We start from the raw sequence: 14,416 nt of genomic DNA on the forward strand, positions 1-14,416 counted from the left end.
TCACGTGGAACGCATTTGTGTATTCGCCGGGTCCAGTGCGGGGAATGACCCGATTTTCATTGAGAAAACGAAAGCTTTAGGAAAAAAGCTGGCTGCAAAGGACATTGAGCTGGTCTATGGTGGTGCTAAAAGTGGGTTAATGGGTGTGTTAGCCGATCAAGTGCTGGACAGCGGTGGAAAAGTGACCGGGATTATGCCGAGCCACCTCTTTGAAAAAGAAATCGTCCATCCGAACATTACAGAAATGATCGAGGTTGGAACCATGCATGAAAGAAAAGCAAAGATGAGCGAATTGGCCGACGGATTCATTGCCCTTCCTGGAGGTTTTGGTACGTTTGAAGAGCTTTTTGAAACGGTTAGCTGGGCTCAAATTGGCCTTCATACAAAACCGCTCGCGCTATACAACATTGCGGAATACTACACTCCGCTTGTTCAGCTCATTGAACACGCTATAAAAGCAGGGTTTGTACCTGAGGATAACCGTGAGCTTTTTATCGATGCCAAAGATCCTTCATCTTTATTGAATGACATGGAGCAGAAAAAATAAAAGACGGGCCTATTCAGGCGCGTCTTTTATACTTGGATCGTTTTAAAGAATATAAGTCCAAAAAACCGATACGTCAATTTAATACTTTCAATCGATGACTCTTCGGTGATGCTTAAACCGTAGATTGTCGTTGGTGAGGTATCAGGCGACGCAGCCATTGCTTTAGAGGCGAGTGGCGAAGTGTCCGGGGCGAGAGGAATGGTTTCAAATTCATTGATGGCATACGCATCTTCCACAAGAGCGTATGTATCGGTGATCATGAACCCTTTTTCAGAATCACTAATCTGCATCTTGATGTTAGTAGGCTGTTGGTTGTTATTAATCGATACATCAGTGATTTGGATGCTTCCAAGCAAACTTTTGTTGCCGAGAGCGACAATGACGGTTTGCTTATCTTCTGTCGTACCGATCGATCCATGGGTGAGCGGCGGATTCAATTTCAAGAATCCAATAATAGATACAAATAAAAGGATAAGGACAAAAACAACGTAGCGAATAACCTTTTTCAAACGGACCCTCCTTTCTTTTGATTGAACAGAATGGGGAAAAATCTATATTTCTAGTAAAATTACTATTGCTTACGTTTATTCTGTATGGTACGATAGTTATCGTTGCGGTGAACAAGCCGTTTGGTCCGGTAGTTCAGTTGGTTAGAATGCCTGCCTGTCACGCAGGAGGTCGCGGGTTCGAGTCCCGTCCGGACCGCCACTTTCATTATATCATTTGAGGTAGTCGAATACACACGTAATGTGATGTGCTCATTAGGTTATAACGTCGAATGATCTTGAATAAAATACCCATGGCTCGGTAGCTCAGTCGTTAGAGAAGCCGTAAACTCCAGCGAATTTCCTCCATTGTAGGCTTTGCGAGGAGCGTATGCTTCACCGAAATCACATGCAACGTGACGAGCACAAACATCTTCGAATAACCTTCGAAACAAGATGTGGAGCGAAAGCAAGATTTAAAAATAATACTTATTATGGCTCGGTAGCTCAGTCGGTAGAGCAACGGACTGAAAATCCGTGTGTCGGCGGTTCGATTCCGTCCCGAGCCACTCCTTAAAAGCTTACGGAAATTTCCGTAAGCTTTTTTGTATGCAAAATTCTTATAAACTCTTAAACAGTCTGGCATGATTGTTTAATACTCAGTTTCGATATGTTTTGGGGTTCGTTTCTGAGTTGAGCATCAGGGGTGGTTGGGAAGCAACTCGCTTTCCTGTTGGGATGGCGGCTCACCGCTCGCCCCATGGAAAGCGAACCATTTCCCGGAGCCCCTAAAATCACACAAACGTCTCGAAACTGCGTCTTAAGAATAGAGAGTTTTAGTTTATTATAGTGAACAGTTTAATATGAAAATATGGCTATCGTTTCGTAATTTTGGTAAGAATGTTATATCTTTTTTACATATTTAAATATCTATTTCTTATAAAACTTCCGTGTGATAAATTAATCTAGGAATAGTTTAGACAGGTGCATCAGGAGGATCAATATCATGTGGAAAAAACTAGCTGTCACAGCGATTTCCGTCGTAAGTATTGGTGTAGGGACGGCCTACGCCGAAAGTTCACTGCCGACGGTTTATCACGTATATATAGATGAACAACATGTAGGTATGGTAGAAAATCAAGCTGAGGTCAAAGCAGAACTACGCGAGCGTATGGAAGAGGCAGAAAAAGATCACGAAGGATTGGATCTCTCTTATATGGAAGAAGTCTCGTTCAAGGAGCAGAAAGTATTATCTGCGAAAGACGAATCCTCAGAGGTCATGGATTCGATTCAGAATGATTTAACCTTTGCTGCCGAGGTGGTACGCCTTTACATCAACGGGGAGCCTGTTGCCCATCTTCCGAATGAAGAGAAAGCCGAACAAGTCATAGAATCCATTAAACAGGAATATGTCGGAGAAGATGAACTTGAGGTTATAGAAAAAGGAACGCCTGAGCTGCCGGACGTCGGCGAAACGAAGGTTATGGATGTCGGCTTATCAGCTCCCGTCAAAATGGAAGAGGATCAGGTCGCGCTTTCGCAGGTTCATACGGTCGAAGAAGCAGTGTCCAAGGTGGAAGAAGGTCGTCATTATCCAAGCGATCAATCTGAAACTTCATCTTTCATAGGGATGATGGCTAAATCAAAGAAGCCACTTGTGGATGTTGTACTCACGGAGAAAGAACGTAAGGAAGAAGAAATTCCCCATAAAGTCCAAATAAAAAAGACGGATGAACTTTTTAAAGGTGAATCCAAAGTGAAGCAAGATGGGGAAGATGGAAAAAGAGAGCTGTTGATTGAACGAACGTACCGAAATGGTGAAGAAACAAAAGAAGAGACAGTTGAAAAAGAAGTCGTCAAAGAACCGGTCAAGAAGATTGTTCTTCAGGGAACAAAGAAAGTCCCTTCTAAAGGTACCGGTGATTTCACATGGCCGGCCGTCGGTGGTGAAATTACAAGTAAGCAGGGAAAACGCTGGGGCCGTTATCATAAAGGCATTGATATTGCTGGTGTCTCTGATAAAACGATTAAGTCCGCTGACAATGGTAAAGTGGTAGAGGCTGGATATCGGAATAGCTTCGGAAATAAAGTTGTTATCGATCATGGGAATGGATACGAGACCATTTACGCTCATCTCTCCTCGATTGATGTCACAAAAGGACAGACTGTCAAAAAAGGGGAAAAGATCGGAGTCATGGGAACGACAGGGCATTCCACAGGTGTACACCTTCATTTTGAAGTCCATAAAGGAGGGGCACTTGAAAATCCTCTTTCCTACGTCTCCCCCTGACCCTAACCGCTATGATTCAATCATAGCGGTTTTTTCTTTATCAAATCGCTATGGAATGCGAATGGTTTTCTCATTCCCCCTAAGCAAAGTATCAAAACTGCTGACAGTGAGTTGGAGTAAGATATAGTAAGAGGATTAAGAAATAGGCATGATAAAAATATAGGTGAAACGGCTGATTTCAAGAGAGCTTTATGGTGAAATAAGACATTTACCATTAAATAAGTTAAAATAAGAGAAAGAAAAGATGACGAGGAAAAGGATGTGACGTAATATGGCACAGAAAATTTTAGTGGTCGATGACGAAAAACCCATTGCGGATATATTGAAATTCAACCTAGAAAAAGAAGGTTATGAAGTCGTATGTGCATATGACGGAGATGAGGCGATTGCGAAAGCAGATGAAGAAGAGCCGGAATTAATTCTTCTTGATATTATGCTGCCAAACAAAGACGGTAATGAAGTCTGCCGTGAAGTGAGGAAACGTCATAATATGCCGATCATAATGTTAACGGCCAAAGATGCAGAGATTGATAAAGTACTCGGACTGGAAATGGGGGCCGATGACTATGTGACCAAGCCCTTTAGCAATCGTGAATTGATTGCCCGGGTAAAGGCGAATCTGCGTCGTCAACAGCAGGAGCCTGAAGACAGTGCGCAGCAGACGAAGGATATTGAAATCGGCCGTCTGGCCATCCACCCGGATGCTTATACGGTAACTCGTGACGGGAATCATATTGAATTGACTCACCGTGAGTTTGAACTTCTTCATTATCTTGCTCGTCATATCGGACAAGTCATGACTCGTGAACATTTGCTTGAGACTGTTTGGGGCTATGACTATTATGGGGACGTCCGTACCGTCGACGTAACGGTAAGACGCTTGCGTGAAAAAATTGAAGAGAATCCTAGTAACCCAATGTGGATTGTTACCCGTCGCGGGGTTGGGTATTATTTGAGAAACCCAGAGCAGGATTAAGTCTTTATGAAAGAAGTGGGCTTCTTTCAGTCTGTTAGGCTGAAGCTGATTCTTGTATACATTTTGTTATTGTTATTGGGCATTCAGGTCATTGGTGTCTACTTTGTCGACCGGTTGGAAGAGCAGTTGGAAACGAACTTCACGAATTCCGTTGAAGGGCAGCTGAATTCATTAACCTACAGTTTGCAAAATGCGTTCAATACAGAGCGGGGAGAAGATTCGCTTCCTTTGAATGCAGACCTACAAAGTCTTATTAATGATTTTAGCGACGATAACACAGACATTGGGAAACTCATGGTGGTCGACAATAACCAAAAAGTGCTTGCAGCTACGACAACAAGCGACCAGTCTCCCATAGGTAAAAAAGTGACGGACACCACGATTACGAAGGTGTTCTTGTTTGGAGAGGCTACAGAACCTGAACCCCGCCGGGAAGAGGGAACCAACAACCGTCTGTTCCGCGGAACGAACCCGATTACAGATGAGTCCGGGGATGAAATTGTCGGGGCTCTTTATTATGAAGTTTATATGAACGACATCTATGAACAACTCGGGGAAATCATCAGTATTTTCGCCAAAGGGACGGTCTTAGCTATAACGGTTACGGCTTTGCTCGGGATTTTGGTGGCTAGGACCATCACGAAACCTCTGACAGAAATGAAACGACAGGCACAAGTCATGGCGACAGGGGACTTCTCCCAGAAGGTCGATGTAAAAGGTAATGATGAAATTGGACAGTTAGGCCATACCTTTAATGATTTGAACGATAAACTGAAGCTCGCTACTGCAACGACCGAGGGTGAGCGCCGGAAGCTTAGTTCTGTGCTTTCCAATATGTCAGATGGAGTTATTGCGACAGATCGTCTCGGCGCCATCACACTGATGAATGCCCCTGCCTCGAAATTAATTGGACAGACATTCGAGGAAGTCCAAGGACAATCCCTTGTGGATGTTCTTGATTTGAATGATCAGGTTGAAAATATTTCTGAGGTGGAAGAAGCGGGTTCTATGATCATTGATTTAAGCAGTGACGATAACCACCTTCTTCTGAAAGCCAACTTTTCTGTGGTTGAAGATGAAAACCATGACATGAATGGTTTTATTACGGTCATTAGTGATGTGACCGAACAACAACGTGTAGAAAAAGAAAGAAGAGAGTTTGTTTCGAATGTATCGCACGAACTACGTACACCGTTGACGACGATGCGGAGTTATATAGAAGCATTGAACGATGGAGCATGGCAAGATCCTGATATCGCACCAAGATTCCTTGATGTGACTCAAAATGAGACAGATCGTATGATTCGTTTAGTGAACGACCTTTTACAGTTGACCAAAATGGATCACAAAGAAACCAGCCTGATGAAAGAGCGTGTGGAGTTCGTCAGCTTCTTTGACCATATCATTGACCGTTTTGAAATGAACAAGAATGAAAAGGTAGAGTTCATTCGCAATTTGTCGAATAAGAAGATGTACGTATGGATGGACAAAGATAAGGTTACTCAAGTGCTGGATAACATCATCTCAAATGCCATCAAATACTCTCCAGAAGGTGGAAGTATACGGTTTAATGCCCATTCTACTAAGAAACAGCTGCGGGTGAGTATTACCGATGAAGGGATCGGAATGCCTCCGGACACCGTTGATAAAATCTTTGATCGCTTTTATCGTGTCGATAAATCCCGTGCGAGAGAAATGGGAGGAACCGGACTGGGCCTCGCTATTGCCCGGGAAATGATTGAAGCTCATCATGGGAAAATTTGGGCGGAAAGCCGTGAAGGTAAGGGCACGACTGTCCACTTTACTTTACCGCTCATGAGTCAGAAGCGGAGGGGACAGTCATGAAAAAAGAAACCATGAAGTCCGTCATTTTGGTGATTCTCATCGCCTTCAGCTTAGTGTTGACGGTAGCTCTTTGGACGTATCAGCCCGTGAATGAAACCTTGGAAGAGGATGTGTTCATTGAAGACACGAAATTAGAAGAAATAGGATCAGAACGGTCCTTACCAAATCTGGTTCCTCCGGATGAAATTGTGTTTCATGAGCAAAATTCTTATTTTACATTCAAAGATAATATCGATCGAACAGCTTTTTACCAAAAGCAGATGCAGCAGTGGAACTTATCCAATCTTGATTCAAGTCCAAGAACGATCAATGTCGATAACCACAGCGAGATTGTGGAAATTATTTTTCCTGCGCATCTGCCGGTCCAGGTGATCAGTGATATCTTTCAAGTGAACGAAGGTGTTCCAATAGAGAACCTGCAGGCTAACTTCAATCGAATCTTCTTATTGCGTCATTCCCAAGAAGGAAGTGCTGCTTCAAGTGCTTCTTACGAGTTATGGTTTGTAAATAGTAATGATGAGGGAAGTGAAGTTACCCTTCAGGCAGATATCAGTGCAGCTTCTGGTGAACGTGCCATACAGGAAGTCGACAATAAAGATGAACTGGTGGAAATGTCACGTGTGGCAGATGTACTGCAGATTGAAGCCGAGGATGGAACGAATGCTTCTCACATTTACGTCCCTAAAAACCCTGTGAGTATGTCGGAATATGTTCTGCAAACAGGAGCTGTAAACGTAAAACCGATACAAAATGATATTTTTCCTTCTAACACACGGGTGTTCAAGTCCCGGACGAATAGTGGGGAGAATATAACCAAAACATTCCAGAGAAGGTTAACGCAATATGATAAAAGAATGGAATATGATTTAACGATTCCTAACTCAGCAAATCAGAAAAACTTGACGGAATATGAATTGTTTGTCCAGAGTATGGAGGATATCAATAGTCATTTGGGTTGGACGAATGACTATCGTCTGAACTCGATCTTGAGTGGTCGTGATGAAGTTCGCTACCGCCTCTACTTTAATGACCGTCCTGTTCTTGAGAACGTAGAGACTTACAAGTTGGCAAGCATCCAGTTAAGTTATCAGCAAGGGCAGATCCAGGAATATGACCGCCCGCTTGTCCAGTACAGCAGCATTAATGAAAGTAAAACGAATCTTTTGTCCGGCGTAGAAGTCCTTTTGGATCTCCAAAAAGATGGGGAATTGGAAACGTCCAGAATCAGGGATCTGGAGATTATGTACACACTTGAAGAACAAAGGAGCGACTTGGTGTACAACTTGATTCCTGAATGGTACATGTTGACAAACAGCGGTTGGACGAAAGTTTATCCAGAAGAAAGGTCTCAAAATGCAGAGGTTTCGTAACGAGGAGGTAAAACATGCAGTGGGGTCAAATTAAAACATTATTTATCGTCAGTTTCCTAATCCTCGACCTTTTCCTGCTGCAGCAATTGTTAAGCAAGCAAGCGGAGGATGAAGTGGGGCAGATCTCCACTGTTGCTGAAAGCATTGAAACCGAACTGGAAGCGAACGACATTTCTATTGCGGATGGTGCGATCCCGGAGGAATTGCCAGAAGCTACCCCGATTGAATCAGAGAGTACGCATACGCTTCCTGATGATGTGATGAGTGAGATTGAAGGTATGGACGAGAGTGATAAAGAAATTGAGCTCAAAGAAGACAATCAGGTATTACAAGTCACTTTTGATGAGCCGATCGAAGTGACAGAAGATACGATTCAGAGCGTAGTAACAGATATCGTACCTTTTGCGTCCCGTTATTCTTACTGGGGGTGGAACGAAGAGTCGGGTGCGGCTCTCTTTTTCCAGGCCAAAGACAATAAGACGGTTTATTTTAACAATAACGGATACTTGCTGTTGAATATTGTGGATGGTGAAATAACGGGGTATGTCGCAACTTTGCTCGCTTTTGAAGAAGGGGAGTACTCTGGTCCTTCCGGTGATACGGAAGTCAATATCGAACCTTTAAGTGCGATTCGTATCCTGTTGAATAACGGTCTTATTGAGCCGGGAGATGAAATCACCTCGATGGATATTGGCTATCATACGAGTTACAGTCTGCCTGCCGGGGAAGAAAATGAAACACAAGTTTTCGCATCTACATGGAAAGTGACGGTGAACGGTGATCGTAATCATTTTCTCTACACTTTGGACGGGACAATCATTGAATACATCAATGAAGAAACTTTTATCTCAGATGTTAAAAGTGAATACGGCTTAAAAAGTGTGGAAGAAGAGCAAACGGCAGCCAATGAAAATAGAGAAACCAATTAAATGGAGTGTATGGAATGAGCATGAGATTTAGTGTACTTGCTTCAGGCAGTACGGGGAACGCATTCTATATTGAATCGGGAGAAGAGAGAATATTAGTGGATGCTGGCTTGAGTGGTAAGAAAATGGAAGGATTGCTTGATCAAGTGAACATCGATCCGCAATCGTTGTCACGAATCCTTGTCACTCATGAGCATAGTGATCACATCAAAGGTCTGGGTATCATGGCAAGACGCTACAACCTCCCTATCTATGCGAACGAAAAAACTTGGAATGCGATGGAAGGACAAATTGGTAAACTTTCCATCGATCAGAAATTCCATTTTTCCATGGAGGAAACAAAGACATTCGGGGGGTTGGATGTAGAATCCTTTGCCGTCTCTCATGACGCGGCAGATCCTATGTTTTATACGTTTCATAAGGACGGGAAGAAGGTTGCCCTCGTCACCGACCTCGGTTATGTATCAGAACGGATTAAAAAGACAGTGGAAGGTGCTGACGCCTACATTTTTGAATCGAATCATGATGTGAGCATGCTGCGAATGGGGCGTTACCCATGGAATGTGAAACGGCGTATTTTAGGGGATTCCGGTCACGTTTCAAATGAAGACTGTGCCCTCGCCCTCACTGATATCATTACGGACCAGACGAAAAGAATCTATCTTGCTCATTTGAGTCTGGATAATAATATGAAAGACCTTGCCCATATGTCTGTCAAAAATGTTTTGGAAGAGCGTGGAATTGAAGTGGGCAGCCACATTGAACTGCATGATACAGACCCACAGGAAGCTACACCAATCTTTGAGGTTTAAAAGGTTTTAAATAGTAAAGAATAAGGAAACAGTACCTTAGAAATCTGAGAGCGTGAGAAAGGTAAGGTGAAAGAGGCGTGGGTTATTATGATGATCATTCCCCTACCCGTCAGCAGAAGCAACAGCGCAGACGGTGGGTGATGCCGACAATAGTCGGAGGTATTCTTGGAGCCGTTCTTGTTTTATTGGCATTGCCTGCTTTGGTTCAGACAGAGTTGCTTCCTTATGATATGACGATCCCCGAAGATGAAAGTGGACTTGTTGAAGATGATCAGGGATTGACGGGTGGCACGACTAAAAATGTCCAGCTTGATGTAAATACCCAAATCACCGATGTCGTTGAAAAAGTGACTCCCTCCGTTGTAGGAGTCGTCAACTTGCAGACACGTCAAGATTTTTGGCAGCAGGAAGGTGACTCCGCCCAACAGGCAGGAGTAGGATCCGGGGTTATTTATAAAAAGGAAGATGACACAGCTTATGTCGTGACGAATAACCACGTCATTGAAGGGGCCAGTGAAATTGAAGTCGTCCTTGCCGATGAAACAAGGGTCAAAGCCCAGCTGATCGGTGGAGATTTATTTACCGATCTGGCCGTTTTGAAAATGCCGGCTGATCAAGTCGATCAAGTCGCTGAGCTCGGCACTTCAGAAAACTTGAAAGTTGGTGAACCGGCCATCGCCATCGGCAACCCGCTTGGTCTCAGTTTCGCAGGATCGGTCACTCAAGGAATCATCAGTGGTAAGGAACGGGCGATTCCTCAGGACTTCAATGGAGATGGAATGGAAGACTGGCAGGCAGAAGTCATTCAAACGGATGCAGCCATAAACCCCGGAAACAGCGGTGGTGCCCTTATTAACATAGATGGTCAATTGATTGGCATTAACTCCATGAAAATTGCTCAGTCTGCCGTTGAAGGCATCGGTTTTGCTATACCCATTGATTCAGCCAAACCAATCATTGATGAATTGGAACAATACGGGCAGGTAAATCGTCCTTACATTGGTATTGAAGCCTATGGACTGAATGAGGTACCGACGTCCGAGTGGAACAATACGTTAAACCTCCCTCAAGATGTAGACGGCGGGTTATATATCCGAAGCATCCGTCAAATGTCTCCAGCTGCTAAAGCAGGTCTTGAGCCATTGGATGTCATCACAGCCCTTGATGGAGAACCCGTTCGGGACATCATTGACTTGCGTAAGTATTTATACAATGAAAAAGATCCAGGTGATGAGATGGAAATTACCTATTATCGTGACGGTGAGCAAGCAACCACCACTCTAACACTGGGATCCCAAGAGTAATTCACACAAAAAGAGTATCCTCTATTGGATACTCTTTTTCACGGACAAAATTCGCTATAATTCTACGAAATACACCATGATGTTATCCACAGGCTGTGAATAGTATTCTGGATAAGTGTCATATATGGTAGTAGAAAATATGTTCGCCACCATATAGGTTCAGCAATTGTGTATATGTGGATAATTTCCGTGGATAACCTGTTTATATTCAGGGGAAAGCTGTGAATATCAGAAAATTTACAAGGTTTGTGCATAAGTCTGTGGACAATTGTGGGTAACTATTTTCGTTAGTATGTATTTTCCACATGTGTATAAATATAAACAGGTTTCCTTACCATTTCTTATTGTTTTTCTTTGTTTGATTCCATCAAAAATTGTCTAATGGTAACGAGAATCGAGAATTCTTTTAAGCGCTCTGTTTTGTTACTTTCTGGAGCTTAAATTTCTTGCGGTAGTGCCAATTGAACACGTAAATCAATGGAGTCAAAACGGCAGTGGGCAGCAACCATAGCCAAATGCTTATACTAGAAATATTCAACAAACGTGGAGCACCAAAGACGGTGAAGGCCGTAAGGGTCGCGATCGAACAGCCGATTAAGTTTCCGAAATGCTCAAAATACCAGTGCATTTTATTTTTTGGTGGGGTCAGCCAATAATACAATTGTCCTCCGCCTAAAATGATCCCTAGGATAGGGAAGTATTGAAGCAATGGAAAGTCGAACATCCATCCGAATACCATGGTGATGGCTGACATTAGGATAAGCAGACCGGAAATTCCCAGATCGTACACATTCCGGTGTTTTTCTGTACGTCGCTTAAAGCGCAGCACACGAATGCCCATCCATGCCGTTGCCGCACTTAATGTAGCAATGAAAAGCAGGAAAAAGGAAAAAGCTCGCGCTTCTGGTACGGTATAATCGAAAAAGATGCGATAAACTCCCATATATAAAGCTGTAGCCGCTACGGTGTACATGGCCGTCACGTAACCCCATCCGACTTTTCTGTGGATTTTTCCTCCTTTCTTCGTTACAAGAGGAATCCAAAAGATGATGAGAGCGCTGAATCCAGCGATGATATGGATGGTAAGCATAATTGAAAAGAAAAGCATAGGAATCGCTCCTTTCATAACCTCCTCCTATATATACGCTTTCCAAAAGCTTCACTCCTCTTTATTTACTAGATGTTTACAAAAAAAGACCGGCTTGCGCCGGTCTCTTTAATCGAGTTGATCCTGTTTCCATGTTTTCTTGATGATTTTCGTTAATGCGAGGATTGCAATCAAGTTCGGCAGCACCATAAGCGCGTTGAACGTGTCAGCCATTTGCCAGACAAAATCCACCTGGACAAGCGAACCTGCCACAATGAATATCAACACAATGCCGCGGTAAAATGGAACTCCTTTATCACCGAACAAAAACTTCACGTTCACTTCACCGAAATAAGCCCACCCAAGAATTGTTGTGAAGGCAAAGAATAAAAGACAGATTGCAATGAACGGAATGCCGAATTCTCCAAGTCCGCGTGCAAACCCTTCCTGTGTGATTGCACTTCCTTGCAAATCTGTTTGATGGGCATCTGTAATCAAAATGACCATCGCTGTCAGAGTGCAAATGATGACGGTATCGATGAAAACACCGACCATGGCGACGAGCCCCTGATGGGATGGTCGCTTAACGTTTGCAATCGCGTGCGCATGTGGGGTCGAACCCATGCCGGCTTCGTTTGAAAAAAGCCCGCGCGCAATTCCGTATCGAATCGCTTCTTTGATCGTGGCACCGAGTACACCACCGCCGGCTGCTTCAGGACTGATCGCTGCTTGGACGATGAGCTGGAGTGTCGGAAGAACCTGGTCCCAGAAGTTTACCATAATCACGAGACTACCGATGATATAAAGCAAGGCCATGACCGGAACGACATTCCCTGCAAAGGACGAAATTCGTGTAATCCCTCCAAATAGGATAAGACCGATGAAAAAGGCGACAGCGACTCCAAGTCCAAAGTTAAGCGTTATGGAACTTGAACCCATCGCTTCGTTCATCGCAGTCGTAATGGCGTTGGATTGTACCATATTTCCGACAAATCCAAGGGCTATAATAATGGCAAGGGCGAAGAATCCCGCGAGCCACTTGCTGCCAAGTCCGTCACGGATGTAATACGCAGGACCACCGTGGACCTGGTCCCCTTTTTTCACTTTATAAAGCTGAGCGAGAACGGCTTCTGCGAAAATCGTCGCCATGCCGAAGAAGGAGCTGATCCACATCCAGAAAATTGCCCCGGGTCCGCCGGCTGCGATGGCCGTCGCGACACCAGCCAGGTTCCCTGTTCCGACTTGGGCAGAAATTGAAGTCGCAAGTGCCTTGAAGGAGTGGATGCCTTCTGTTTTTTCTTTTTTTAAAAAGGGGAGCGAAGGTCTGCTTAAATCCTTGTCCCAAGTAGCGGACCTGGATGAATCGCAGCTGGAACGTGAGCCATACACCCGTTCCAAGTAGGAAAATCAGCATGACAGGTCCCCATAAAAAGCTATTAATCTCTATGAATACGTTGGTTAGTTGTTCCATTCCTAAGATCCTTTCTTTCTTTAACATATGACCATGGAAAAGAGTATCTCACTTGCAAGCGTTTTAAGACAAGAGGAAATGTGTGATTAAGGAATTCGACAGCATTATTTTAGTATTCGACACAGCTATATAAGAATTCGGAAGCGTTTTTTAAGAATTGGACAACGATATTTAAGTATCCACCGCCACCGCTAATGCTTTCCAAACGCTGAGGAAGTTACGTACAATAGATAAAAGGAGGGGTACTTATGATTGATTTGCGAAGTGATACCGTAACCAAACCGACGATGGCAATGCGTCAGGCAGCTTTTGAAGCAGAGGTCGGGGATGATGTTTATGAAGAAGATCCAACCGTAAAAAAACTTGAGGACAAGGCAGCGGAAATGCTCGGTAAAGAGGCGGCATTGTTTGTGACCAGCGGAACTCAGGGCAATCAGATTGCTGTATTGACCCACTGCAACCCCGGGGATGAAGTGCTTTTGGAGTCGAACGCTCACCTTTTCTTATATGAAGGTGCGTCGATGTCGGCACTAGCTGGCGTACAGCCACGGACGATTCAAGGGACGCGAGGAGTGATGGACCCTGAGCATGTGAAAGCAGCTATTCGGCCGGATGATATTCATTTTCCGGAAACGAGCTTGATCTGCCTTGAGAACACGCATAACAAAGCGGGGGGTGTTGTCGTACCGCTTGAAAATATGCAGGCGATTTATGAAGTAGCTAGAGAAGCAGGCGTTCCCGTCCACCTCGATGGTGCACGTTTGTTTAATGCTTCTGTCGCCTCAGGCATCTCTTTGCACCGGTATGCGGACCAAACGGATACCGTGCAGGTGTGTTTGTCCAAAGGGTTAGGTGCACCGGTCGGCTCCATCATTGCCGGTTCCTATGACTTTATTCAAAAGGCGCGGAAATGGAGAAAGCGTCTTGGCGGCGGTTTGCGCCAGGTCGGGATGATCGCTGCACCTGCGTATGTGGCCTTGACCGAAATGATCGACCGATTAGCAGGCGATCATGCGCATGCAAAGCAGCTGGCAAACGGACTTCAGCATGTGGAAGGCCTGCAGATTGAAAAAGTGGAAACGAATATCGTGCTCGTCCATGTGGAGGGGCTGGGGGAAACAGCCGAATCTTTTCTACATAAGCTGAAGGAAGATGGTATTCTGGCCGTGCCCTTTGGTCCAACTACAGTCCGGTTCGTCACGAATTATGATGTGAGTGAAAGAGACATTGACCAGGTCATTGATGTGGTCATTTCCCGATATCAGTATTAGGATTATCTTTTCATGAATAGGGTATAGTTAGG

General features: G+C 44.2%; 12 protein-coding genes and 2 tRNA genes. 11 read left to right on the forward strand and 3 right to left on the reverse strand.

Features of this window, described 5'->3' with window-relative positions; translation table 11 throughout:
* The first annotated feature begins 4 nt into the window (after positions 1-4).
* Positions 5-547, forward strand: coding sequence for an LOG family protein (locus LC065_RS05055; protein WP_226593412.1), 543 nt, complete (start codon positions 5-7; stop codon positions 545-547).
* A 26-nt stretch (positions 548-573) separates the two neighbouring features.
* Here the strand turns inward: LC065_RS05055 and LC065_RS05060 are convergent, their stop codons facing one another.
* On the reverse strand, positions 574-1,056 hold the full coding sequence (locus LC065_RS05060; protein ID WP_226593410.1) for a hypothetical protein: 483 nt from the start codon (positions 1,054-1,056) through the stop codon (positions 574-576).
* Between the two features lie 122 nt (positions 1,057-1,178).
* Here LC065_RS05060 and LC065_RS05065 point away from each other — a divergent pair.
* The 9 genes from LC065_RS05065 to LC065_RS05105 all read left to right on the forward strand — a co-directional run bounded on the left by LC065_RS05065 (position 1,179) and on the right by LC065_RS05105 (position 10,555).
* Positions 1,179-1,255: transfer RNA gene (locus LC065_RS05065), tRNA-Asp, on the forward strand.
* A 273-nt stretch (positions 1,256-1,528) separates the two neighbouring features.
* Positions 1,529-1,601: transfer RNA gene (locus tag LC065_RS05070), tRNA-Phe, on the forward strand.
* A gap of 437 nt (positions 1,602-2,038) precedes the next feature.
* Complete coding sequence (locus tag LC065_RS05075) at positions 2,039-3,322, forward strand: peptidoglycan DD-metalloendopeptidase family protein (protein WP_226593408.1); 1,284 nt, start codon at positions 2,039-2,041, stop codon at positions 3,320-3,322.
* Positions 3,323-3,593: 271 nt separating this feature from the next.
* Positions 3,594-4,298: a response regulator YycF gene (gene yycF / locus LC065_RS05080; RefSeq protein ID WP_226593406.1), complete on the forward strand. Its 705-nt coding sequence runs from the start codon at positions 3,594-3,596 to the stop codon at positions 4,296-4,298.
* A gap of 6 nt (positions 4,299-4,304) precedes the next feature.
* On the forward strand, positions 4,305-6,143 hold the full coding sequence (gene walK, locus LC065_RS05085) for a cell wall metabolism sensor histidine kinase WalK (protein WP_226593404.1): 1,839 nt from the start codon (positions 4,305-4,307) through the stop codon (positions 6,141-6,143).
* Positions 6,140-7,513, forward strand: coding sequence for a YycH family regulatory protein (locus tag LC065_RS05090; protein ID WP_226593402.1), 1,374 nt, complete (start codon positions 6,140-6,142; stop codon positions 7,511-7,513). Before walK ends, LC065_RS05090 begins: the two co-directional genes overlap by 4 nt.
* Before the next feature lie 14 nt (positions 7,514-7,527).
* Positions 7,528-8,442 carry a two-component system regulatory protein YycI gene (yycI, locus tag LC065_RS05095; protein WP_226593400.1) on the forward strand — a complete coding sequence of 305 codons (915 nt, stop codon included), beginning with the start codon at positions 7,528-7,530 and terminating at the stop codon, positions 8,440-8,442.
* A gap of 14 nt (positions 8,443-8,456) precedes the next feature.
* Positions 8,457-9,251, forward strand: a complete 795-nt coding sequence (locus LC065_RS05100; RefSeq protein WP_226593398.1) for an MBL fold metallo-hydrolase — start codon at positions 8,457-8,459, stop codon at positions 9,249-9,251.
* Positions 9,252-9,328: 77 nt separating this feature from the next.
* On the forward strand, positions 9,329-10,555 hold the full coding sequence (locus tag LC065_RS05105; protein ID WP_226593396.1) for a S1C family serine protease: 1,227 nt from the start codon (positions 9,329-9,331) through the stop codon (positions 10,553-10,555).
* Between the two features lie 406 nt (positions 10,556-10,961).
* Here LC065_RS05105 and LC065_RS05110 read toward each other — a convergent pair whose 3' ends face one another.
* Complete coding sequence (locus LC065_RS05110; protein ID WP_226593394.1) at positions 10,962-11,681, reverse strand: DUF2306 domain-containing protein; 720 nt, start codon at positions 11,679-11,681, stop codon at positions 10,962-10,964.
* Between the two features lie 90 nt (positions 11,682-11,771).
* Positions 11,772-13,031: an alanine/glycine:cation symporter family protein gene (locus LC065_RS05115; RefSeq protein WP_306163941.1), complete on the reverse strand. Its 1,260-nt coding sequence runs from the start codon at positions 13,029-13,031 to the stop codon at positions 11,772-11,774.
* Positions 13,032-13,361: 330 nt separating this feature from the next.
* On the opposite strand from LC065_RS05115, the gene ltaE reads away from it, so the two are divergent.
* On the forward strand, positions 13,362-14,384 hold the full coding sequence (gene ltaE, locus LC065_RS05120) for a low-specificity L-threonine aldolase (RefSeq protein WP_226593390.1): 1,023 nt from the start codon (positions 13,362-13,364) through the stop codon (positions 14,382-14,384).
* Positions 14,385-14,416 lie beyond the last annotated feature (32 nt).

The organism is Halobacillus litoralis (assembly GCF_020524085.2).
GTDB lineage: Bacteria > Bacillota > Bacilli > Bacillales > Halobacillaceae > Halobacillus > Halobacillus litoralis_E.